General features: G+C 68.8%; 23 protein-coding genes. 13 read left to right on the forward strand and 10 right to left on the reverse strand.

Annotation, left to right across the window (positions count from 1 at the left end; translation table 11 throughout):
- Positions 1 to 79: 79 nt before the first annotated feature.
- Together ACIBFB_RS24525 and ACIBFB_RS24530 are read right to left on the reverse strand one after the other, a co-directional pair.
- Positions 80 to 1414, reverse strand: a complete 1335-nt coding sequence (locus ACIBFB_RS24525; protein WP_397234066.1) for a sugar porter family MFS transporter — start codon at positions 1412 to 1414, stop codon at positions 80 to 82.
- 423 nt (positions 1415 to 1837) lie between these two features.
- Positions 1838 to 2380, reverse strand: coding sequence for a TetR/AcrR family transcriptional regulator (locus ACIBFB_RS24530; protein ID WP_397234068.1), 543 nt, complete (start codon positions 2378 to 2380; stop codon positions 1838 to 1840).
- A gap of 342 nt (positions 2381 to 2722) precedes the next feature.
- Between ACIBFB_RS24530 and ACIBFB_RS24535 the strand changes: the two genes are divergently transcribed.
- The 3 genes from ACIBFB_RS24535 (at position 2723) to secD (ending at position 4698) form a co-directional block, all read left to right on the forward strand.
- Entirely contained in the window at positions 2723 to 3427 is a 705-nt protein-coding gene (locus ACIBFB_RS24535) for a carbonic anhydrase (RefSeq protein ID WP_397233978.1), read from the forward strand.
- 139 nt (positions 3428 to 3566) lie between these two features.
- Complete coding sequence (locus ACIBFB_RS24540) at positions 3567 to 3812, forward strand: hypothetical protein (RefSeq protein WP_397233980.1); 246 nt, start codon at positions 3567 to 3569, stop codon at positions 3810 to 3812.
- A gap of 76 nt (positions 3813 to 3888) precedes the next feature.
- Complete coding sequence (gene secD, locus ACIBFB_RS24545; protein WP_397233982.1) at positions 3889 to 4698, forward strand: preprotein translocase subunit SecD; 810 nt, start codon at positions 3889 to 3891, stop codon at positions 4696 to 4698.
- Positions 4699 to 4761: 63 nt separating this feature from the next.
- Here the strand turns inward: secD and ACIBFB_RS24550 are convergent, their stop codons facing one another.
- Complete coding sequence (locus ACIBFB_RS24550) at positions 4762 to 5574, reverse strand: sporulation protein (RefSeq protein ID WP_397233984.1); 813 nt, start codon at positions 5572 to 5574, stop codon at positions 4762 to 4764.
- Positions 5575 to 5756: 182 nt separating this feature from the next.
- On the reverse strand, positions 5757 to 6242 hold the full coding sequence (locus tag ACIBFB_RS24555; RefSeq protein WP_397233986.1) for a MarR family winged helix-turn-helix transcriptional regulator: 486 nt from the start codon (positions 6240 to 6242) through the stop codon (positions 5757 to 5759).
- Between the two features lie 96 nt (positions 6243 to 6338).
- On the opposite strand from ACIBFB_RS24555, the gene ACIBFB_RS24560 reads away from it, so the two are divergent.
- A complete protein-coding gene (locus ACIBFB_RS24560) occupies positions 6339 to 6773 on the forward strand; it encodes a nuclear transport factor 2 family protein (protein ID WP_397233988.1) in 435 nt (144 codons plus the stop codon).
- A 426-nt stretch (positions 6774 to 7199) separates the two neighbouring features.
- Here ACIBFB_RS24560 and ACIBFB_RS24565 read toward each other — a convergent pair whose 3' ends face one another.
- Positions 7200 to 7667: an RICIN domain-containing protein gene (locus tag ACIBFB_RS24565; protein ID WP_397233990.1), complete on the reverse strand. Its 468-nt coding sequence runs from the start codon at positions 7665 to 7667 to the stop codon at positions 7200 to 7202.
- Positions 7668 to 8717: 1050 nt separating this feature from the next.
- The gene (locus tag ACIBFB_RS24570; RefSeq protein WP_397233992.1) at positions 8718 to 9245 is read right to left on the reverse strand and encodes a DUF6069 family protein; all 528 of its coding nucleotides are present in this window, start codon (positions 9243 to 9245) and stop codon (positions 8718 to 8720) included.
- Between the two features lie 90 nt (positions 9246 to 9335).
- On the opposite strand from ACIBFB_RS24570, the gene alr reads away from it, so the two are divergent.
- The 6 genes from alr to ACIBFB_RS24600 all read left to right on the forward strand — a co-directional run bounded on the left by alr (position 9336) and on the right by ACIBFB_RS24600 (position 14820).
- Positions 9336 to 10463 carry an alanine racemase gene (alr, locus tag ACIBFB_RS24575; protein WP_397233995.1) on the forward strand — a complete coding sequence of 376 codons (1128 nt, stop codon included), beginning with the start codon at positions 9336 to 9338 and terminating at the stop codon, positions 10461 to 10463.
- 129 nt (positions 10464 to 10592) lie between these two features.
- Complete coding sequence (gene tsaE, locus ACIBFB_RS24580) at positions 10593 to 11105, forward strand: tRNA (adenosine(37)-N6)-threonylcarbamoyltransferase complex ATPase subunit type 1 TsaE (protein WP_397233998.1); 513 nt, start codon at positions 10593 to 10595, stop codon at positions 11103 to 11105.
- 12 nt (positions 11106 to 11117) lie between these two features.
- The gene (tsaB, locus tag ACIBFB_RS24585) at positions 11118 to 11795 is read left to right on the forward strand and encodes a tRNA (adenosine(37)-N6)-threonylcarbamoyltransferase complex dimerization subunit type 1 TsaB (protein WP_397234000.1); all 678 of its coding nucleotides are present in this window, start codon (positions 11118 to 11120) and stop codon (positions 11793 to 11795) included.
- Positions 11783 to 12268 carry a ribosomal protein S18-alanine N-acetyltransferase gene (gene rimI / locus ACIBFB_RS24590; RefSeq protein WP_397234002.1) on the forward strand — a complete coding sequence of 162 codons (486 nt, stop codon included), beginning with the start codon at positions 11783 to 11785 and terminating at the stop codon, positions 12266 to 12268. The genes tsaB and rimI overlap by 13 nt, the downstream gene beginning before the upstream one ends.
- The gene (tsaD, locus tag ACIBFB_RS24595) at positions 12265 to 13299 is read left to right on the forward strand and encodes a tRNA (adenosine(37)-N6)-threonylcarbamoyltransferase complex transferase subunit TsaD (protein ID WP_397234005.1); all 1035 of its coding nucleotides are present in this window, start codon (positions 12265 to 12267) and stop codon (positions 13297 to 13299) included. Before rimI ends, tsaD begins: the two co-directional genes overlap by 4 nt.
- Before the next feature lie 555 nt (positions 13300 to 13854).
- Positions 13855 to 14820, forward strand: coding sequence for a hypothetical protein (locus ACIBFB_RS24600; RefSeq protein ID WP_397234007.1), 966 nt, complete (start codon positions 13855 to 13857; stop codon positions 14818 to 14820).
- A gap of 81 nt (positions 14821 to 14901) precedes the next feature.
- Here ACIBFB_RS24600 and ACIBFB_RS24605 read toward each other — a convergent pair whose 3' ends face one another.
- From ACIBFB_RS24605 to ACIBFB_RS24620, 4 genes are all read right to left on the reverse strand, one after another.
- Positions 14902 to 15384, reverse strand: a complete 483-nt coding sequence (locus ACIBFB_RS24605; protein ID WP_397234010.1) for an ATP-binding protein — start codon at positions 15382 to 15384, stop codon at positions 14902 to 14904.
- Positions 15381 to 15842: a hypothetical protein gene (locus tag ACIBFB_RS24610; protein WP_397234012.1), complete on the reverse strand. Its 462-nt coding sequence runs from the start codon at positions 15840 to 15842 to the stop codon at positions 15381 to 15383. The genes ACIBFB_RS24605 and ACIBFB_RS24610 overlap by 4 nt, the downstream gene beginning before the upstream one ends.
- A 304-nt stretch (positions 15843 to 16146) precedes the next feature.
- Positions 16147 to 16329 carry a DUF397 domain-containing protein gene (locus tag ACIBFB_RS24615; RefSeq protein ID WP_397234014.1) on the reverse strand — a complete coding sequence of 61 codons (183 nt, stop codon included), beginning with the start codon at positions 16327 to 16329 and terminating at the stop codon, positions 16147 to 16149.
- Positions 16322 to 17131 carry a helix-turn-helix transcriptional regulator gene (locus ACIBFB_RS24620; protein ID WP_397234016.1) on the reverse strand — a complete coding sequence of 270 codons (810 nt, stop codon included), beginning with the start codon at positions 17129 to 17131 and terminating at the stop codon, positions 16322 to 16324. The genes ACIBFB_RS24615 and ACIBFB_RS24620 overlap by 8 nt, the downstream gene beginning before the upstream one ends.
- Before the next feature lie 188 nt (positions 17132 to 17319).
- On the opposite strand from ACIBFB_RS24620, the gene ACIBFB_RS24625 reads away from it, so the two are divergent.
- The 3 genes from ACIBFB_RS24625 (at position 17320) to ACIBFB_RS24635 (ending at position 21175) form a co-directional block, all read left to right on the forward strand.
- Positions 17320 to 17850, forward strand: coding sequence for an ATP-binding protein (locus tag ACIBFB_RS24625; RefSeq protein WP_397234018.1), 531 nt, complete (start codon positions 17320 to 17322; stop codon positions 17848 to 17850).
- 364 nt (positions 17851 to 18214) lie between these two features.
- Positions 18215 to 18514 carry a hypothetical protein gene (locus ACIBFB_RS24630; protein WP_397234020.1) on the forward strand — a complete coding sequence of 100 codons (300 nt, stop codon included), beginning with the start codon at positions 18215 to 18217 and terminating at the stop codon, positions 18512 to 18514.
- Between the two features lie 45 nt (positions 18515 to 18559).
- Positions 18560 to 21175 carry a hypothetical protein gene (locus ACIBFB_RS24635; RefSeq protein ID WP_397234023.1) on the forward strand — a complete coding sequence of 872 codons (2616 nt, stop codon included), beginning with the start codon at positions 18560 to 18562 and terminating at the stop codon, positions 21173 to 21175.
- The last annotated feature ends 18 nt before the right edge of the window (positions 21176 to 21193 follow it).

The following is a 21193-nucleotide window of genomic DNA, read 5'->3' on the forward strand; positions in this document are numbered from 1 at the left end:
CCCCGTGGCCCGGCGCCCGCGCGCGAGGGGGCCGACCGGCGCGGTCGACCCCCTCGCGTGGACGCGCGGCTCCGCCGCCTCAACCCATGTCCTCCAGCGACCGGCCCTTGGTCTCCGGCACGAAGCGGACGATGAACGGGATGGAGAGCAGGGCGAAGGCCGCGTACATCACGTAGGACCCGGACAGGTTCCAGTCGGACAGCGACGGGAAGCTGACGGTGATGAGCCAGTTGGCGATCCACTGGGCGGAGGCGGCCACACCCAGCGCGGCGGCGCGGATGCGGGTCGGGAAGATCTCGCCGAGCATCACCCACACGACCACGCCCCAGGAGAGGGCGAAGAAGAGCACGAAGGCGTGCGCCGCGACCAGGGCGACGGCGCCCTGGGCGTCGGGGAGGGCGATGGCGCCGTCGATCTCGGTCCTGAACGAGAACGCCCACGCGGCCAGGGCGAGCGAGACCGCCATGCCGGCGGAGCCGACCAGGGCCAGCGGCTTGCGGCCGATCCGGTCGACGAAGAGCATCGCGATCACGGTGCCGAGGACGTTGATGATCGACGTGGTGAACGAGTAGAGGAAGGAGCTGCCCGGGTCGACGCCGACCGACTGCCACAGCGAGGAGCTGTAGTAGAAGATCACGTTGATGCCGACGAGCTGCTGGAAGACCGACAGGCCGATGCCAACCCAGACGATGGGCAGCAGACCGCTCCGGCCGCCCACGAGGTCGCGGAGCCTGGGCTTGTGCTCACCGCGCAGGCGGGACTCGATCCGGGCGACCACGGCGTCCACGTCGGCGCCGTCGGCCTCGACCGCGGCGAGCACCCTCCTGGCCTCCTCGGTCCGCCCCTGGGCGACGAGGTGGCGCGGGGACTCGGGGATGCGCAGCGCCAGCAGGCCGTAGAGGACGGCGGGCAGCACCTCGACGCCCAGCATGACCTGCCAGGCCTCCAGGCCGAACAGTGCGCCGCGCTGGTCGCCGTCGGCCAGCGACAGCAGGCCCCAGTTGACGAGCTGGGAGACGGCGATGCCGAGCACGATCGCGGCCTGCTGGAAGGAGGCGAGCCGTCCGCGCTGGGCGGCGGGGGCCACCTCGGCGATGTAGGCGGGGGCGATCACCGAGGCCATGCCGATGGCGACGCCGCCGAGGGCGCGCCAGAAGGCCAGGTCCCAGACGGTGAGGGGGAGCATGGAGCCGAGGGCGCTGACGGCGAAGAGGACCGCGGCGACCTGCATCACACGGGGGCGGCCGACGCGGTCGGCGAGGCGGCCGGCGGCCATCGCGCCCAGCGCGGCGCCGAGCAGGGGGATCGCGATGACCGCGCCGAGGGCCGCCGAGCCGACGCCGAACCGGCCCCGGATGCCCTCGACGGCTCCGTTGATGACGGCGCTGTCGTAGCCGAAGAGGAAGCCGCCCATCGCGGCGGACGCGGCGATGAAGACGACGTAGCGCAGGTGGTGCGGCCTGGCCGTCGACGGCCGTGGCCGGGTGGGTGAGGTGGTGCTCACGGGATCTCCTGGGGTGCGCGGCGGCGATGCCGGGCGTGGAAGCGCGTCCGGGGACGTCCGCCCGCCTTGGCATCGTGGAGGCAAACGCGGCTCCGCTGCCTTCATGTCTTCAAGAACCTTAAGCAAAAGAGTGATGTACGACGCAACTCGGGCGTAACGATCGTCTTTGCATTCAAGACTTGAAGATAAGGATGAACGATCGGATGTCCGCCGTCACCGGGGGTTCTGGGTGCGCCAACGGACCCCGCGGAGATGGTGTGACGTGTGCCACGTGTTTGCCGGGGGTTTGCCTGACGGTGTCGGGAGGCGGCCGCGCGTCGCGTGGGAGGGGCGCTACGGGTTCTCGGTCCGCATCCCCTGGAAGGCGATGCGGCACAGGGAGCCCGCCAGTTCGTCGGCGTCCAGGCCGCGGTCGGGCTTGTACCACTCGACGATCGAGTTCACCATGCCGAACAGCAGGCGGGAGGCGACCGCGGGGTCGACGTCGTCGCGGATCTCCCCGGCGGCGATGCCCTCGCGCACGAGGTCGGCGACCAGGTGGTCGAACTCGCGGCGCCGGGCCAGCGCGTGCTTCTCCACCTCGGTGTTGCCCCGGACCCGCAGCAGCAGCGTGACGTGCGGAAGCTGCTCCACCAGCACGCGGACGCTGCCGTGGAGGACGTTCTCCAGGCGGTCGATCGCCGGGCCGGTGGTCGACGCCTGCTCGCGCGTGACCGCGAAGAGCGCGTCCAGGGCCAGGTCCAGGGAGCGGCGCAGCAACTCGGTCTTGCCGCTGACGTGGTGGTAGATGGCCGACTTGGTCACGCCGAGCGCGCGGGCCAGGTCCTCCATGCTCGTGCCGTCGTATCCGCGCTCGTTGAACACGCGGGCGGCCACGCGCAGGACGGAGTCGGCGTCGTGGCCGGGGCGGCCGGAGCGGCGCCTGGCGGCCCCGCCGCGCGCGGGAGCCGGTTCGACTGGGGAAGTTCGGGACACGTCTGTCGAATGTACCTCGTGCCGGGCCCCCGCGTACGGGGGCGGCGTCCGCCCGGGGCCCGTGTCGACGGGTGCGTTCGGGGCCGCGAACTGAACGAACGGTCGGTGGGTCAACCAGCGTAGACGAACGCCGTTAGGGACGCGTCAAGGTCGGTGGTGCCCGGATAGTCGCGAAGAGTAGGTTCTGTGGCGCCCGTGAAACCCACGGTGGTTTGAATGCATACGTGAGGATTTACACCCACTATGTCCCTCTCACGCCGGGGCGCCCTGCGCGCCTCGCTCCTCGGCGGCGCCAGCGTCGCCGCCGCGACCGCACTTCCTGCCTCCGCCTTCGCCGAGCCCGTGCCCGTGACCGAACCGGGCTCCGTCGACGCCGACACCGCGATGCGCCTGCTCCGACGGGGCAACCGGCGCTGGCGCACCTTCCACTCCCGGCACCCGCACGAGGGCAGGGCCCGCAGAGCCGAGCTGACCGGCGGCCAGGCCCCCTTCGCCACGGTCCTGGGCTGCGCGGACTCGCGCGTCCCTCCGGAGTTGGTCTTCGACCAGGGCCTCGGTGACGTGTTCACCATCCGCTCCGCCGGCGAGGTGCTCGACGAGTCGGTGCTCGGCAGCATCAGCTACGCGGCCGAGCACCTGGAGGTGCCGCTCATCGTGGTCCTGGGGCACTCCTCGTGCGGCGCCGTCACGGCGGCGGTCGAGGCGCACCGGACCGGCGAGGTCCCGCACGGCCACATCGGGTACCTGGTCGAGGAGATCCTCCCCGTGGTCGAGTCGACCCCCGACGACGGCGAGGACTTCGTCGACGACTGCATCCGGGCCAACGCCCGGCACGTCGCCGAGACGCTGCGCCAGGACGCCGACCTGCGCGACCGGGTCGAGTCCGGGCGGTTGGAGATCGTCGCCGCGCGCTACGACCTGGAGGACTCCGCGGTCACCTGGCTCTGACGCACGGGGCGCCCGGGGACGCGGCGGTGCGGGCGCGTGCCGCACGAACGTTCGCCGTCCGTTCCCGGGCACTTCACAGCGTCGGACGGGATGGGGGAGAATGCGGTCAGAGCCCCCCGAGACCGCAGGGAGACCGGGTATGTTCCGGATCGCCATCAGCCGCCTCGCCGACGACGGGTGGCGCATCGTCCCGGAACGGCGGGAGACCGCCATGACCGTCGACGAGGCGCTCCGCGCGGTGGAGAAGTACCTGCCCACGGTGGACACGAGCGAGATCGACGGCGGCGTGGTGCAGCGGTCGGTGAACCGGGTCAACGACTTCCGCCGCGACGTGTCCACCGCCGACGGCGACCGCTACCGCGTGGTCATCGCCCCCATGATGTGAGCCCGACGGGGGAGCGGGACCCGCCGTGCCGCGCGCGGGGGTCGGCTTCCCCGCGGTCCCGCCGGAGAGGAACCCCGTGGCCCCCCACCCCCCGACGTCCTCGAACCGCGCCCGCTGGTGGCTGATCCCGGCCTTCGTCTGCGCCGCTCTCGCCGTCCTCGTCCTCGCCGGGGCGACGGTGTGGGTTCTGTGGCTCGACAGGGGCGAGACCGTCGTCCTCAGGGTCGCCGACCCCACCGCCACCGCGGGCCCCGCGGTCATGGACGACGTCGCCGGGATCCTGGGCCAACGGGTCGCGGCCATGGGCGCCGGTGAGCCGCGGGTGACCACCGGGGAGGGAACCGTCACCGTCGGGTTGCCGCGCGACGCCGACCCCGACGAGGCGGTCGCCCTCCTGGAACGGCGCGGGCTCCTGGCGGTCCGTCCGGTGGTGGGAGCGGTCGGGGCGACCGAAACGGGGTATCCCGGCGAGGCCGAGGTGACCCTGCCCGACCCGCGGGGGTCCGGCGAGCTGCTGCTCGGTTCGGCACGGATGGACAACGACGGCGTCGAGTCCGCCGAGGCCGCGCTCGACCCGTCGAGCGGCCAGTGGCAGGTGCACGTCGCGTTCACCGCACAGGGCGCCGACGCCTGGTCGCGGATGACCGGTGAGGCGGCGTGCCATCCGATGGGGAGCCCCCAGCGCCGCGTCGCGGTCGTCCTGGACGGCGAGGTGGTCTCCGCGCCGGAGGTCGGCCCCGACGTCGCCTGCGAGGTCGGCCTGGACGGCGGGACCACGGTGGTCAGCGGTGGTTTCACCCAGGGGGAGGCACACGTCCTGGCGAGCCTGCTGCGAGTGGAACCCCTGCCCCTGGAGGTCACCGTGGTGGAGGCGCCGGGATCCTAGCGCCCCGCCGCGTCGCGGTCCGCGCCACCCGGTGAGTCCTGGGGCGGGGGTTCCCTCGGGGGATCAGAACAGGCCGCGCTCACCGGCGATCGCGTCGATCCACGCGTGGAGCGCCCCGGCGATCTCCTCGGGGTCGGTGGCGTCGTGGTCGACGCTCAGGCGCAGGAGGGTGTCGCCGCCCTCGCCGAACAGGATGCCGGGCTTCTTGTCCAGCTCCAGCACCACGTCCACGCCCTCCTCGTCGGTGAGGAAGGTCAGCTCCAGGGACTCCAGGCCCCCGTACTGCCCGGCCCCGGTGTACTCGAACTCCTGGTAGAAGGGCAGCTTCTGGCGGGAGCCGGCGATCTCGCCCTTCTCCAGGTCGACGCCCTTGAGCTCGAAGCCCAGCGTGTGCAGCGCCTGGAGGACCGCGGCCTGGGCGGGGAGGGGCTCGATGAGCAGCGGGTCCACGTCCGTGCGGTCCAGGGCGTTGTCCACGTGCAGCCGGGTGTTGACGCCCACGCCCTCCAGAATGTGCTGGCCCCACAGCGCGGTGACGGGCGCCTCCATGGGGATGGGCAGCTCGAAGGAGAACTCGATCTCCTGCTCCGGCTCCAGCTCGAACACAGCGTCGCTGACGACGTGCTCGGCGACGACCTGGTCGATGGTGTACTCGCCCGAGTGCACCTCGCCCTCGTCGTCCTCGTACTCGTACTCCTTCTCGACGGTGGCGCGCAGACCGACGCTGATGCCCTCGACGGTCTGGGCGACGCTGCCGCCGGTGACCCTGAGGGAGCCGGTGACGGTGCCGCCCGGGGTGACGGACTCGGTGTCGAGAGTGGTCTCGACGGTGGCGCCGCCGATCCCGACACTGGCGAGCATGCGCTTGAAGATCACGGCCGTCTCTTTCCTGGGGCCCGCTGCCCGGGGCGCCGGGGGTCGGGGCAGGGGCCGATCCACGGGTGGATGGAGGTCCCGGCGCTGTCCGTACTAGGACGCGGTGGCGCCGGTGGGGGTTTCCCCCGGAGCCGGGGCGGTTCGATGCGGTTGCGAGCGGCTTCGGCTCGGGGGAGCGGTGGTCAGGCGCGGTCCGGCGCGTCGGCGAGGTGGGCGTTGATCCGGCCGAGCAGGGCGAACAGCTGCGCGCGTTCGTCGCGGCTGAGCGGGGCCATGATGCGCTCGTTGACCTCGTCGAGGATCCGGTCGAGTTCGGCCAGGCGGCGCTCGCCGTCGCCGGTGATGGTGATGACGTTGCGGCGCCTGTCGTCGGGGTCGGGGGCGCGGCGGACCCAGCCGCCGTGCGCGAGGTCGTTGAGGACCGCCACGAGGTCGCTCTTGTAGATCCGGGTGCGGCCGGAGAGCGTCGCCTGGCTGGCGGGGCCGAACTCGGCGAGGGCGGCGAGCACCACGAAGTGGTCCTTGTGCGCGCCCACCGAGCGGAGGGCCTCGCCCGCGACGCGACGCGTCTGGGCGGCGGTCATCCCGGCGAGGCGGGAGAGTTGGCGCCTGAGCCGCTCGGGGGTCTCCTCGCCGTGGTCGAATCGCAGTTCGTCGCTGGTCTCCATACGGACAGCCTAGCCCTCTTGCGTTAGTGAATCTAACGATGTATGTTCGTTCGCGAGTCAAACGTTAGTGTCACTAACTACTTCCTGGAGGTCGTCATGACCGGTACCGAGACCCTGATCCGCGAGCTCGCCGACCGCGCCGAACTGGCCGACCTGGTCGCCCGCCACAGCCTGTGGATCGACGAGGGCCGGTACGACGAGACCGACGCACTCTTCACCGAGGACGTCGTGGTCACGTCCCTCCGTGGGCAGGCACGCGGCATCGAGGAACTCGTCGCACTCGCGCGCTCGGGCCACGACGCGTACGTCCGCACCCTGCACAACAAGTCCAACCTCGTCGTCGAGATCGACGGCGACACCGCCACGGTGCGGGTCCACGACATCGCCGTCTACGTCCTGGACGACGCGACGGAGGCCATCGCGGCCGCGGTCCACCGGTACGGCGCGCGCCGCACCGGGGACGGCTGGCGCTTCGACCGCCTCGACGTCAGCCCGGTCGCGCTGACCGGAGCCCTCGACCGGGCCCTGTAGGCCGCGGGAGAGGGGAATCGGGCGCGGTCGTGCCCCTGGAGCTGGGGAGGCCGGGGGCGGGGGCGGTGAGTGGAGGGAGCGGATCAGGTCGTGGACGGTCGCACGGGTCTCGGGTCGGGGCAGGTGCGGTCCCGTGACGGTAGCGGTGCGCTCGTTCAGCGGGTGCGGCCAGCGGCTGGCCGCTGCGCCGGTGGCCGTTGGGGTGCGGGGAGCGGCCGGATTATCAGGACGCTGTCTCACCGGCTCCACCAGAGGGTCATCCATCAGGGTAGACCGGGTCGAGAACTGGGGTACTGGGGCAGCTGTCCTTCTCGGCTCCGGGTGGACCGCCCTCCTGGCCACTCTCATGCACCACATCCGAACGGGTGGTGGCCGCACACGGTCTGCCCTGTGGGCGGCCACCATGTCACATTCCTCGGTGTGTGGTCACTCGAAGGTCATCCACTGCTGGGAGGAGTTGAACTCCTGGAATGGAGTGAGTGCCAGGGGCTCGCCCGGACCCATGTAGGTGAGCACCCCGGGGATTTCGAGGTTCACGAAGTCACGCTGGCCGTCGGACGGTTCCCGCATCTGCCACTGCTGGGGTGGGAACAGGTGACAAGGGATCAACAGGATCGAGTCATGCGCCGAAGCCTCCAGGCACAAATCGGTCTGAGCCTGCCGGATCCAGACGCTGTTCCCCTCAACGGGCTCAACGACCCAGCGCTGCTTCGGGTCGTCGGAAGAGCCGACCAGGGAAGCGGTCACTTGTTCTCCTTCCCCGACAGCCGTCATGGCCTGGGGAAAGAAGATCGGGCTGCCGACACTGACGAGGCGGACCCCTTCCTCCTCCGGCTGAGCCTGAGCAGGGACGGGGTTCACCATCGTGAGGGTGAGCGCCGCGACGGCGAGCACCGCGAGCTTCCTACGGAATCCCATGAAACCAATCCAATCCGGGTGAGAGGAGCCTGATATGGCGACCACGGGAATCATAGGAATCCCGCACGCTCCAGAGAAGGAAGACACGTGGTCGTGTGGCCGATAACCCCATTCGCCAACAGGCCGCAATCAGCGAAGCTCAGCCGCGCATAAGGCGCGAATCCGGCATCTCGCGCCAGGATTGTTGGAGTAGGAAATACATCGTGGGGAGATTCCCGTTTCACCCGCTTGGCGAGGGATGCGGTTTACCTGTCGCGAAAACACCGGGTGCGCGTGAACGACCCTGGTGAGTATCAGTCTCAGAATTAACCGGTTAACGGCCCCGGATGCCCGACCGTCCCGCCCGCGGCACCCTTCGCCGCGCCCGCGGAAGGTTCGGAAGCGCACACCGGCCAGCGGGGCCTGCCGCATGCGGTGTGCGGTCGATCAGGCGTGGACGTGATCGACGGACTCGACGGGCTGGTCGTCCGTGGGGCCGTGGGGTGGTGGGGCAGGTCGGCCCCGTTGAGCGTGCCGATCAGCCTCGCGTTCTCGTCGATGACGGGCGGATGGCGGATCTGGCGCGACTCCGTCTGCGTGGCCTGGTCGCTGTTCGGGCTCTCTCACCAGGCCGGGGCTCGCCAGTGCCACTTCCGCGGACAAGCGAGCGAACCAAAGCAAAGCGGATCCGCAACTGGAGTACTCGGCCTGATTCGGGGCACTGCGTGTGGACGGTGGGTCGCGTTGAGCGCCCCCGAATCAATGGTCGCCTGGGTGTGGCCCACGGGGCAACACGTGATCAGCGCCCTGTGGAAACCGCACCGCACCCACCACCCCGCGCGCATGGGCCGTGGACGGGCCCCCGATCGATCCGCCGTCCCCACGCACGACGAAGGGGCGGGACCTCCGGCCCCGCCCCCCATGGCTGTCTGTGTCGTCCGTCCGCTTCCGGTCCGTGCCCGGCGCGCGTTCCGTCCGCTTCCGGTCCGTGCGCGCGCGTTCCGAATCCCGTCAGCTTCCGGTCCGTCCGCCCCGGGTCCGCTCCGGTCACGGCCTGCGCCGATCCCGCCCGTGGTCGGAACCGTCCACGTCCGGGAGGATCCCCTCGTGCCGTAACAGCGGGGGCGGCCTGTTCCTCGACCGGACGGCGGCGGCCGTCCCGGCGACGCCGCCCAACAGCGTCGCGATCGCCACCCCGGCGACGAGGTTGATGACGCCCGTGGCGATCTGGCTGGCCAGTTCGGCTCCCTGGGTGAACGGCGTGACCGCGGCGACCGCCGTCATCAGCCCCATCATCCACCCGAAGAACGCCCGCGGTCGTGGCGCGGTCAGCAGCAGCACGTGCAGCAGGCCCGTGGCCAGCAACGCCGCCGCGGCCGCCACCGACGCGTAGGCCACGGTCCCCGTGCCGCCCAGGTAGCCCGCCTCCTCCGGGGCGAGCACGGGAATCCCCAGAACCCCCCGGATGACCAACGTGCCGACCAGGACGACCAGTGCCGCGACCACGGCGGTGGCCAGTCCCCCGGACCACAGCCGTACCGCGTCGACCGGACGCTCACGTCCGAACTCGCTCATGCCGATCCCCCCAGAAACGGCCCCGAACTCGGTCGAAACCCACATACCCGCAGCTCCCGAGCGGTAACCCACACGTGGAAGACTGGGAACATGGCTCACTTCGCGCACGCCCGCGTCGACCTGGACGCGATCGCCGACAACGTCCGGCTCCTCCGCGAGCACGCGGGCGGCACTCCCCTCATGGGGGTCGTGAAGGCCGACGGCTACGGCCACGGCATGCTTCCGGCGGCTCGTGCCGCCCTCGCGGGCGGCGCCGCGTGGCTCGGCACGGCCTTCATCCACGAGGCCCTCGCGCTCCGCGCGGCCGGGATCACCGTGCCCGTGCTCGCCTGGATCATCCCCCCGGGCGAACCCGTCGGCGAGGCCGTCGCGGCCGGGATCGACCTCGGGGTCAGCGACCGTGCGGTCCTGGACACTGTGATCGCCGCGGCGCGCGAACTCGGGAGCCCCGCCCGCGTCCAGTTGAAGATCGACACCGGGCTCAATCGCGGCGGCGTCAGCGCCTCCGAGTGGCCCTCCCTCGTGGAGGCCGCCGCCCGCGCCGAGGACGCCGGCCACCTGAGGGTCAGCGGAGTGTGGTCGCACTTCGCCTGCGCGGACGAGCCCGGCCACCCCTCGATCGCGCTCCAACTCTCGAACTTCCACGAGGCCCTGGAGGTCGCCGACAAGATCGGCCTCACCCCCGAGGTCCGCCACATCGCCAACTCGGCGGCCCTGCTCACCCTCCCCGAGGCGCGCTTCGACCTCGTACGCGGCGGTATCGCCACTTACGGACTGGTCCCCATCCCCGATTACGACGTGCCCGGATTGCGCCCCGCGATGACCCTCCGGTCGCGCGTCGCCCTGACCAAGCGCGTCGGTCCCGGCAGCGGTGTCTCCTACGGACACCGCTACGTCACCGATCGCGACACCACCCTGGCACTGGTGCCTCTCGGGTACGCGGACGGCGTCCCGCGTCACGCCACCAACAAGGGCCCCGTGCTCCTCGGCGGGCGTACCCACGTCATCTCGGGAACAGTCTGCATGGACCAGTTCGTTGTGGATGTAGGCGATGAGCCGGTGGACGCGGGGGAGTACGCGGTACTGTTCGGCGATCCGACCGACCACCCCGCGACCCCGACCGCCGGGGACTGGGCCGAGGTCCTGGACACCATCCCGTACGAGATCGTCACGCGGGTGGGCGCGCGGGTGCCTCGCGAGTACGTCGGCGGCGCCTGAGCCGGACGCCGACGCGTACCAGCCGCCCTCCCGGCCCGTCTAGCCTGGGCGGGGAGGTCACCTCCGGCGTGCCAGGAGCCGTGTGCCCGGTCGCCACCCGACCCACTACCGACACAAGCTGCGAGTCAGATGACAGACGTAACAGCCACCGCCACCGACGCGCCCGCCGTCCACGCGGTCACCGCCGCCACCGACGGCGCCATGCGCGTCCTGGGGCGCGACGTGGCCGCCCTCACCCGCCCCGGCGACCTCCTGATCCTGTCCGGACCCCTCGGCGCGGGCAAGACCACGTTCACCCAGGGGCTGGGCGAGGGCCTGCGCGTGCGCGGGTCGGTCACGTCACCGACCTTCGTCATCTCCCGGATCCACCCGTCCCTGGTGGGCGGTCCCGCCCTCGTGCACGTGGACGCCTACCGCCTCGGGGGGCCGGACGAGATCGACGACATCGACCTCGACATGACCCTCCCCGAGTCCGTCACCGTCGTCGAGTGGGGGGAGGGCGTCGCCGAGGGCCTGAGCGACGACCGGCTGGAGATCCGGTTCGAACGCCACCCCGACGACTCCCGGTCCGTCCTCCTGCGCCCCGTCGGGGACCGGTGGGCCGACGTCGACCTGCCCGGCATCGCCGCCGGGCGCGGATGAGGACGGTCGCCCGTGCTGCTCCTGGCCTTCGACACCGCCACTCCGGCGGTCACCGCCGCCATCGGTGAGACCTCCGCCGACGGCGCCTTCACGCTGCGCGCGAGCGCGTCCTCCGTGGACGCGCGCCGCCACGGCGAACTGCTCAGCCCGACCGTCCGCCGCCTCACCGAGGAGGCGGGCGTCGCGCTCGGGGACCTCGACGCCGTCGCCGTCGGCGTCGGCCCCGGCCCCTACACCGGCCTGCGCGTCGGTCTGGCGACCGGCCACGCCCTGGCCGACGCCCTGGACGTCCCCTGCCACGGCGTCACCACGCTGGACGCGCTCGCGTTCGCCACCCGGCGCACGGAGCCCTTCGTCGCGATGACGGACGCCCGCCGCAAGGAGGTCTTCTGGGCGCGCTACGACGACCGCCTCACGCGCGTGGGCGAGGTCCGCGTCGACCGCCCCGCCGAGATCGACACCCAGGGCCTGCCGGTGGTCGGACACGGCGCCCACATGTACGCGGAGGTGTTCGGCGACGCCGCCGCCGACCCGGACCCGCTGTACCCGGACGCCGCAGCCATGGTCGAACTCGCGCTGCTCCGCCTCCACCGGGGGGAGGAGCTGCCCGAACCCCGCCCGCTCTACCTGCGCCGCCCCGACGCCGTGGTGCCCAGCGCGCCGAAGAAGGTCCGGCAGTGGGTGAGGTGACCGAGGTACGCCTGCGCCCCATGTCCGCCGACGACCTGCCCGCGGTCATGGACCTGGAGCGCGCGCTGTTCCCCGAGGACGCGTGGACCGAGGGGATGTTCCGCGACGAACTGTCCCAGCCGACGCGGTACTACGTGGTCGCCGAGTCCGACGACCGGATCGTCGGCTACGCGGGCCTGCGCTCCGTCCCGCCGGAGGGCGACGTCCAGACCATGGCCGTGGCCCGACCGGACTGGGGGCGCGGGATCGGCCGGGCCCTGCTGACCGAACTGCTCGACCGGGCCGGGCACGTGGGCGTCGTCCACGTCTTCCTGGAGGTGCGCGACGACAACCCGCGCGCCCACAAGCTGTACACCGACTTCGGCTTCACGCAGATCGGTGTGCGGCGCGGCTACTACAACGGGGCCGACGCGATCGTCATGCGGCGTACGGCCCAGCCCGGACAGGGGTCCGGCGAAGAGGGGAACCCATGAGCGACCATCCGTTGATCCTGGGGATCGAGACGTCGTGCGACGAGACCGGCGTCGGTCTGGTGCGCGGCTGCGAACTGCTGGGCGACCAGGTGGCCTCCAGCGTCGACCAGCACGCGCGCTTCGGCGGCGTCGTGCCCGAGGTGGCCAGCCGCGCGCACCTGGAGGCGATGACCCCGACCGTCCGGCGCGCGTTGGACGCGGCGGGTGTGAAGCTGGCGGACGTGGACGCGATCGCGGTCACCGCCGGCCCCGGTCTCGCGGGCGCCCTGCTCGTGGGCGTCTCCGCCGCCAAGGCCTACGCGATGGCCCTGGACAAGCCGCTGTACGGGGTCAACCACCTGGTCGGGCACGTGGCGGTCGACCAGTTGGAGCACGGCCCGCTGCCCAAGCCCGCCGTCGCGCTCCTGGTGTCGGGCGGCCACACGTCGCTGCTGCTCGTCAACGACCTCGCCACCGACGTGGTCTCGCTCGGCGACACCGTGGACGACGCCGCCGGTGAGGCCTACGACAAGGTCGCGCGGCTGCTGGACCTGCCCTACCCGGGCGGGCCGCCGATCGACAGGGCCGCCCGGACCGGCAACCCGCGGGGCATCCGCTTCCCGCGCGGCAAGTGGGGCGACGGCACCTACGACTTCTCCTTCTCCGGGCTGAAGACCGCCGTGGCGCGACACGTGGAGGACGCCGAGCGCGCCGGCCAGCCGCTGGTCGTCGCAGACATCGCCGCCGCCTTCCAGGAATCGGTGGTGGACGTGCTGACCCGCAAGGCCGTGGACGCGTGCGTGGAGCACGGCGTGAGCACCCTCGTCATCAGCGGGGGCGTGGCGGCCAACTCGGCCCTGCGCGCCCTGGCGGAGGAGCGCTGCCGGGAGGCCGGGATCGAGCTGCGGGTCCCGCGCCCGCGCCTGTGCACCGACAACGGCGCGATGATCGCCGCCCTCGGCGCAGAGGTGGTCGCCGCCGGGCTGCCCCCGTCGACGCTGGAGCTGGGTACGGACACCTCCCTGCCGGTGGGGTCCCCGCTGGCCGTGTGAGCGGCCGTCGGGGCGTGCTCGCGGACGCCCCGACGACGCGTGACGCGTCCCGCCGACGCCCCCGCCGGAACCGTCCGTCGGGGGCGTCGGCGTGGGGCGGCCGTGCTCGTCTGGCACGACGGGGTCGAGCGCCAGACCCCTCGACCCCGGAGCGGGCAGGATGGCGCGTGAGCGTCGCGGCCCATGCGCGCAGGCGCGCCGTTTCGTCCGTATATTGTGCGCCTGATATCTGCCTGAGCGTATTCATGGTGGTGGAAAGCGATGGTGCCGTGGTGGCCTTGGTCCTTAAGCCTGCACTTCGGAAGAACCGGCCCCTTCGGCCCGGTGGGCGCGTCGCGGGCCCTTCCGGACGGTAAGGCGTTAATCTGCCGTTGACCGCCTCGAAGGCCCCAGGATGCCGCGCATGTTCTTTTACTGAAATGTCGCTTTCGGGCATTTCCTCGCATATCGCGCCCTGCGGATCGGAGGCGTTACCGGGTCGATGATGCGGAGGGACCGATGAGACGGGAACAACGGAGACGGAGGGCGTTCGCCACGAGAGCGGCGGCACTCACCTTGTCCGCGGTCGTGGCCCTGGGCGGCCAGGTGTCCATGGGCCCGGCGGCGTACGCGCAGGACCCCGAGTGGACCCCCGGGCACGGGGGACAGCCGCCGAGGCCGGTGAGCGGCGCCACACCGGAGCACCCCGCCCACCAGACCAACATGCCGCCGATGGCGGGGATGCCGGAGCACCCGGCGCTGGTGGACGTCGGGGACGCCCCGCCGAAGCAGGAGGGGGCTCCGTTCCCGGGGGCGATCGACTTCGGGGCACAGGAGCCGTTCGACGCGGCGGGCCTGATGGGCGACCTCTGCCAGAGGGGGCCGGGAAGGCCGATCCAGGGGGCGTTCAACAACCTGACGGGTGACTTCCTGACCAGGCCCGCGTTCGTGCGCGAGCACGGGAACTTCGCTCCGCAGGGGCCCTGGGAGATCCTCCGGGGACAGTGCCACTTCCCCGTGCTCGGCGGCTGGGACCACCCCGGGGTCACGCGTCGCATCACCGCCGTGCACCAGAACCTGGGCACGGGCGACGACTACTACGAGCTGACCATCACGTGGGCGACGGCGTTCGACTCGTCCACCAGCACGGGCTTCAGCTTCTCCAAGACGGTCACCGACGAACTCTTCAGCACCACGAAGAGCAGGAGCCGCGACCACTCGTGGGCCTGGGGCGTCGGCCACGAGATCAACCGGCTCCGCGCCATGCTCATCGAGCCCTGCACCGAGGTGTGGCTGGACGCGACCCCCATCGAGCGGACCTTCCGCGTGCAGCCGGTGTTCGAGGTCTTCGACCACCGGTTCGAGCGGAACGAGGAGCGGATGAGCGAGGACAACTGGCGGGTGGCCGGGCCGGGACACCCCTTCATCTTCGCTCCCGGGTTCCACATCGACGGCACGGCCGACCGCCTGCTGTGGGACAGCACGCCGGACCTGATCATCTCGAAGCGGCAGCGGAACCTCGACGACAAGCTGTGCGCGTAGCGCGTAGCGCGCCGCGCGACACGGGCCGCCCGTCCCCGGCGGGGGCGCGGGCGGCCTCGTCATCGGCGTGAGTCGGCGGTGTCAGTCGGCGGTGAAGACGAACGGGCGCAGGCCCGGCGGAACGGTCGCGGGGTCCACCCGGAACTCGGCCCACACGTTGGTGCCCAGGTCGCCCCAGGGGCCGAGCGGGAAGTATCCCCAGGCTGTGGACAAGTTCTCCACCAACAGGAGGCCGCGCTGGCCCTCCGACCAGTCCCACTCGTCGCGGGTGCGCTCGGCGGGAACGCGCGGGACGCCCCCGCCGCCTCCGGAGTCGCTGACGGACACGCGCACGGTGGTCGGGTCCGGCATGGAGAGCGTGCGGACGACCTCGCCGTACTCGGTGCCGGAGTCGGTGTACTTGAGCGTGTTGGTGAACAGTTCGGAGAGGCACAGCCGGAGGGTGTCGACCAGGTCGGGGTCGAAGCCGACCAGGTCGTGGGCCAGGTCGCGGCGGACCTGGGCGAGTTCGCGGAACGCGCCGGAGTAGACGCGGTGTTCCCAGAAGACGTGCGGTGCGGTCATGCCACCGGCACCTCCCCGCGGTGCTCCCGCCAGGTGCGGACGAGGGCGGCGAGTTCGTCGAACTCGCCTGGTGCGGGTGTGACGGGCGGGGCGAGCAGGTCCCCCGAGGGGATGCGCGGGCGCGGGAGGCCGGACGGGTGGGTCCGGGTGCGCGTGCCCGCCCGGGCGCGCTCGTGGGAGAGGTAGTAGGGGCGGACGAGCGCGACGTCGTCGGCGGGGATGCGCCGTGCGGGCGGAGCGAGGCGCGGGGCCGGACGGGCGGTTCGCCACGGCGGGTCCGCGACGGACGCGCTGGTCGGAGCCGCCTGCGCGGTCTGCTCGGGTGCGGGGAGCGGAGCGTAGCGGCGGACGCGGGTGGAACGGCGGCGACGGGCCGCGTGGCGGCCGCGCGGGCTGGCGAGGAGCGCCTTCACTGAGCCCATGACGGGGATCAGGAGGGCAGCGATAAGATGGAGCACGCTGGCAATCCTTGGTGTTAAAGGTACTTGAGTTGCTGGCCACGACCCCGGGCGTTCTCTAAACGTCGCGGGGTCTTCGTTGTGCGGTTGTTGGAAGAGAGATTAGGGGATGGGAGGGGGTGGGTGGGACGGCTACGGGGAAGTCATGTGGAAAAAATTCGGCGAGGCGGTTTCTCGCCAGGTCAGCCGTGCTGCGGGGGATAATTCACGCCTCTATGGCAAAAGGGTTGAATCGGACTTTGGACATGGAGAGACCCCCGTTCCAGTGTCCTGACGCGGATCGGGGGTCCTCGGGGGCTTCGGGTCAGCGGTCGCGCTTGACCGACGCGAGGAAGCCGGTCCAGGCGGGGTTGGCGAAGGTGAGGTGGCCGAGCTCGCGGTTCTGGGTGTCGCGAACGAGGGTTTCGGCCGTGCCTTCGGCGACCTCCACGCAGTCCTGGTGTGAGCCCCCGCTGTAGGTGCTCTTGTGCCACTGGGCGTCACTCATGACGGAATCCCTCAATCGTCTTCTCGATCAGCCGCAACGACTGGCTCGGTGGCATCGCTGCCGCTTGCAGCCGGTGGAACCGCATCTTGAACTCTCCCACAGCGGAGGGGTCGTCGATGAACTGGCCCTTGTAGGCCGACTCCACGTAGACGATCTCCCTCTCCGGCGGGGGATCGAGCACTTTGAAGGGTCCCACGAGCCCCGGGTTCAGGGCCTCGTTGGTGATCTGCAAGGTTATCCGCTCCCGCGACGCGAGAGCGTGGACGTGCTCCAGCTGCTCGCGCATGATCGGCCCGTCGTCGATCGGATCCAACAGGACCGCGCGGCCGATCACGACCATCATCACGGGAGTCTCCGCCGCCTGGAAGCGCTCGCCACGGGCGATGCGGTCGCGCACACGGGATTCGGTCGTGCCCGGCGGCTCCCAGGGAGTGACCGCGCGCATGACCGCGGTCGCGTAGTCGGCGGTCTGCAACAGGGAGGGCACCAGGAAGGGGTGGCAGTCGAGGATGGAGGAGGCCTTCCTCTCCAGCTCCGCCATCTGACCCAGCCACGGGATCTTGCCCTCCCTGACGAGGTCGTCCCACAGCCGCGCCAACTCGTCGCCGGTCCCCAGCAGGTCGTCGAGTGTCGCCAGGACGTCCGCCGTGGGCGAGGTCCGGCCGCGTTCGAGGTTGGACACGGCGGTGCCCTTGACCCCCAGCGCCCGCCCGAGCTTCTCCTGTGTCATGCCACGGGCCTCGCGCCGCTGCTGGAGGACGCCGCCCCACCGTTCCCGGATGTCCGTGCTCACCTTGGCCATGGTCGATGTTTGCATATCGGAAATGGACAAACGGGTCCTACCATGCTCTTTCCTCACGCGGTGGAGTTTTGCAGAAACTCCATTGCCCCGGGTGGACTTTTGCGAAAACTCCATGGAAGGAGGCCAAGCCCGCGACCCGTTGGGAGCCTGTTCCTCGACGGTGAAGACCGGGGCGAGGAGTGTAGGCGATGGGCGAACAGAGGGAAGCGCTGCCGAAGCGCATCCCGTCCGTGATTCCGGGCGTGCGGATGGCGAGTTTCGGATCGCTGCCGGGGCAGGTGGCGACCTCGCGGCAGTGGTGCTGGCACGGCTCCGGCCTGAGCTTCGACCGCGCGTACCCGCTGCTCACGGTGGCGTCGGAGCTGCACACGAACGCCCTGCGGCACACGGCGTCCGGGGGGCGGTTCGGCCGGGTGCGGTTGCGGATGGAGCGGCACGGGGCCTTGATCCAGGTCGCGGTGACCGACGACGGGATGTGCGGGGGAGCGGCGCCGACCGTGCCGTGTCTGGGCGGGGGATACGGGCTGCGCCTGGTGGAGGAGCTGTCGCAGGCCTGGGGCTGGTTCGGGAGGCCGGGCGGCCCGCTCACCGTGTGGGCGGTGGTGGACCCGCGCGCCGACGAGGCGCACGTGTCTGGGGCCGCGGAGACGCCCGGCGATCCGGGGGAGATCTCCGGGCCGGTCGGTCCGGTGGTCCCGCCGCCGCGCGCCGCCGCGTGACCGGGAGGAGGGGAGAGGGGGGAGGAGGGGAGAGGGAGGGCCGGGGAGAGGGAGGGCCGGGGAGAGGGAGGGCCGGGGAGAGGGAGGGCCGGGGAGAGGGAGGGCCGGGGAGAGGGAGGGGCGGGGAGAGGGAGGGGCGGGGAGAGGGAGGGGCCCCGGCCTTCGTTGTGTCCGTCCGGAGGTCTCGGCAGTCTGACCGGATGCGGCCACGGGAGTCATTCGACCAGCTCAGTTCGTTCCTCGATATCCCGGCGTCACCGAAGTCCGCTATCTTGACCACCTACGCGAGGAAGACCCGTAATCATCCGCTTACGTGCCACTCGCGGACTTTTCCCAGGTCAGATCGTGAGTGCGAGGGACAACTATGGCCCAGGTCGCAGGAGTCAACCCGAACGAGGCCCATGCCGGCGGTGTCGCGGCAGAGCAGGCCGCAGCGCTGCTGAGGGATCTCCCTGCGGACTTCGAAGATGCGGTGGAAGCCGCCAAGAATGCCCTGAATCCTGAACCAAGTGTTAAGGGCTGGACTGCTTTTGGTGAGCAGCAAGTATCACATATGGAAGATGTCAAGGCCCATGCGGACGCCATCTCGAATAATATCCAGGCTGGGGCAGTCGAAGGTGGTCGTACGGACCAAGAGGCCAGTCGTGAGTACTCAATCTTCTAGTGCCATTGATGGCAGAAATCACCATAGAGAAATGTGGGAGTTCGAATGAGTCAGCTTAGTTACAATGAGTGCGAAATAGACACGGGGGTCCTTGGCCAGCGCAGGGACGCGTTCGATGAAATCCATGCGAAGATTTCAGGACGATCCGGAGAGTTCAATACTATTGCTGAGCCCGTAGGTTTTCATTTTGACAATCTGATTGGGGAAAGTCTCAGAGGCGTGGCAGTGGAAAACCGGGAGTCATGGAGCAGCGCCATGGTGGCCTGTCAACATGCTTACGGCTTGATCGGCAAGGCGATCGAAGATGTGAAGTGGTACGAGGACGAAATCGAAGCCATCAAATCGCGGCTACAGAGTGCACTATCCGGCCTCTCTACAGGAGATGAGGAGGACGACCAAAGTCTGAGAGACGCATTCGTCAGCCAGTACAGTCAAGAGGCGACCGAAGCCTGGGAGGAATTGGAGCGCCGGTGCGAAGCGACTGAAGAACGACTCAGGGGAGGACCAACGCCCGAAACTATCAGAGAACTTTCTGAGGCGGGGCACATCGGTGCGAATATTACCTACTACACAACCGGAGACGTTGAATATTTCTCTTATGACGAAACTGCGGGAATTACTCTGGCGAACAACATCAAGGATGCTGTAGAAAACGGTTATGGAGCCGCACTGGAGGCACTGGATGGAAATATCGAACTTCTGAACCTTCTGATCGCTCGGGGCGTCCAGGCGCAGAGAAACGGAGAAAGTCTCTCTGAGGGTGAGATTGATTTCCTCGAAGCAGTATTCGATGAACTCGGCATTGAGGAGAACAGAGCTCAACAGATGCACGGAGGATCGACCCCGAGAGATTTCACGGATTTCCTTGCAGCCTTGAACGGAAGCGAGTACATCTCTGATGAGACAAGATCACTCCTTGAGGAAAATCTTTCTGGATCCATGCTCTTGCTCTCAGACGAGAATGTCGGTGGAGGTTATGACCGACTTCCTGAAGACGTCCGGGACATTATCGAGGGGCCACTGGAAACGGAGTACGACGGAACCGGTGATGACTTCAATGTAATCGGCGAATGGGGGCGAGGAATCAACGCGCTCGCCGATTTTCTTGGAAGCGCTGACAGCGATCTCCACGGGGGCACGGAATTTTCGGCAACGACTACGGCAACGTTTGGATTGCTCCTTGACTCCCATGATGACTCTATGACCGTCGGCACCCTTCTCGACGAAAGCGAGTCTGCTATCGGTCGGTTGCTTGAAATCGCAATGAGAAATGAAGAGGGGAACTATGCTGTAATCGTTGGAGAAACTACCTATCCCAATATTGAGGTGTTTGAGCACCCGGTTCATGGAACAGTCGATCTAGAAAGTGTACTGAGAGGGCTCTACACCTACCGATGGGAAGACGGTGGAGAGGCTGTTACAGGGCTTACAGATTGGATTTCAGATTACGAGATGAGCGGTGATCCCAGTCAGGACAGGATGGCTACAAGGGCCGCCTTCGAAGTAATTACCACGATGGCTGGTGAACCCCTCAGGACGGACCTTGCTAATACAGGGCAAGACGTTGAAGACTCGGTGGATCCGGCGTTCACTGAATACAACAACTACCTGGCTTCGAGTTTGGCGAGGCTCTATACGGTCAATATCGATGACTTCTCCATCTTCCCTGGCCCCGGGGCTAGCGAGGAAGACCGATGGGGGTTGATGTCGAGAGCAGACCTTGAGAGAAACCCCCTCCATGAGAACGGAGACGTGGCGCTATTTTTGACCGATGACACGAAGAGAGATTTCCTGCAGCTCTTGCTTGCAAATGAAGTAATTGCTCCGCAGATTATCGGTGCTACCAGCGCTTACGAGACGGAAATCATGGGTTTTGCTCTAACCGGAGCAGATGAATGGGACTCTGATTGGAGCGAGTACGAAGGTCCGATTGCTGAGGATGCCGCTGAGCTCGGACGTCGTTCTGGAAGACTGAGCGACGTGATGAATGAGGCACTCGTCCAAGAACTCTATGACCGGAATTTGGATGAGGATGAGGCACAGAGGCAGCTTGTGCAGACTCTGATGACCGGCTATGAGATTGCGAAAATCGCCATACCTGAAGGTATGCCTGGTAACGGAGGGCCTGGAGCCATTGCCAACATCGCGATGGAGCTGGGTAAGGGGCCGGTGATGAATGAGTTTGCACAGTACGCTGAAGAGCGTATTCAAGATGACTATGCGGGAGGAGAGGCGAGGTCATGGTTGCCTGAAGACAGAGCAGAGAACATTAGAATGGCACGCCTGCAAGCACTTAATTTCGCAGTAGAACATGGATACATCAGCGAAAGTCAGCTGCATGAGGAGCTTCCGGTAAACGGGGAACTTCCGAGAAACCCTGGAGCTTGGGGAGAGGCTTCTGAGAGCATGGATTCGCATATGATTCGCCTGCTCTCAGGGATAGAGGAAGGTGCATTGCCCAACAGCCAGGACGTGGAGCAGGCAAGGGAAATAAATCCCTTCGGCGAGGACCTTCTTGCGACTGTTGATGCGTACGCAGAAGGTTACGCAGACACTCATGGGGATATTTCTGAGCTCTTTAGGCGAGCCGAGGAAGTCGCAAGTGATAGGGCAGATGAGGCAGCGGGGCGCGAGAATGAGACAGATGATTCTGAAGATTAATCGGATGCCACCGGTCTC

This window comes from Nocardiopsis sp. NPDC050513 (assembly GCF_044457925.1).
GTDB lineage: Bacteria > Actinomycetota > Actinomycetes > Streptosporangiales > Streptosporangiaceae > Nocardiopsis.

Bases quoted from the DNA above. Each gene is read 5' to 3' on its own strand.
- ACIBFB_RS24605 (WP_397234010.1), bottom strand. From the start codon at position 15,384: ATGACCGCACCGCACGTCTTCTGGGAACACCGCGTCTACTCCGGCGCG.
- ACIBFB_RS24525 (WP_397234066.1), bottom strand. From the start codon at position 1,414: ATGGGCGGCTTCCTCTTCGGCTACGACAGCGCCGTCATCAACGGAGCC.
- ACIBFB_RS24555 (WP_397233986.1), bottom strand. From the start codon at position 6,242: ATGGAGACCAGCGACGAACTGCGATTCGACCACGGCGAGGAGACCCCC.
- ACIBFB_RS24535 (WP_397233978.1), top strand. From the start codon at position 2,723: ATGTCCCTCTCACGCCGGGGCGCCCTGCGCGCCTCGCTCCTCGGCGGC.
- ACIBFB_RS24540 (WP_397233980.1), top strand. From the start codon at position 3,567: ATGTTCCGGATCGCCATCAGCCGCCTCGCCGACGACGGGTGGCGCATC.
- ACIBFB_RS24635 (WP_397234023.1), top strand. From the start codon at position 18,560: ATGAGTCAGCTTAGTTACAATGAGTGCGAAATAGACACGGGGGTCCTT.
- ACIBFB_RS24630 (WP_397234020.1), top strand. From the start codon at position 18,215: ATGGCCCAGGTCGCAGGAGTCAACCCGAACGAGGCCCATGCCGGCGGT.
- ACIBFB_RS24570 (WP_397233992.1), bottom strand. From the start codon at position 9,245: ATGAGCGAGTTCGGACGTGAGCGTCCGGTCGACGCGGTACGGCTGTGG.
- ACIBFB_RS24625 (WP_397234018.1), top strand. From the start codon at position 17,320: ATGGGCGAACAGAGGGAAGCGCTGCCGAAGCGCATCCCGTCCGTGATT.
- ACIBFB_RS24560 (WP_397233988.1), top strand. From the start codon at position 6,339: ATGACCGGTACCGAGACCCTGATCCGCGAGCTCGCCGACCGCGCCGAA.
- tsaE (WP_397233998.1), top strand. From the start codon at position 10,593: ATGACAGACGTAACAGCCACCGCCACCGACGCGCCCGCCGTCCACGCG.
- ACIBFB_RS24615 (WP_397234014.1), bottom strand. From the start codon at position 16,329: ATGAGTGACGCCCAGTGGCACAAGAGCACCTACAGCGGGGGCTCACAC.
- ACIBFB_RS24620 (WP_397234016.1), bottom strand. From the start codon at position 17,131: ATGGCCAAGGTGAGCACGGACATCCGGGAACGGTGGGGCGGCGTCCTC.
- tsaD (WP_397234005.1), top strand. From the start codon at position 12,265: ATGAGCGACCATCCGTTGATCCTGGGGATCGAGACGTCGTGCGACGAG.
- alr (WP_397233995.1), top strand. From the start codon at position 9,336: ATGGCTCACTTCGCGCACGCCCGCGTCGACCTGGACGCGATCGCCGAC.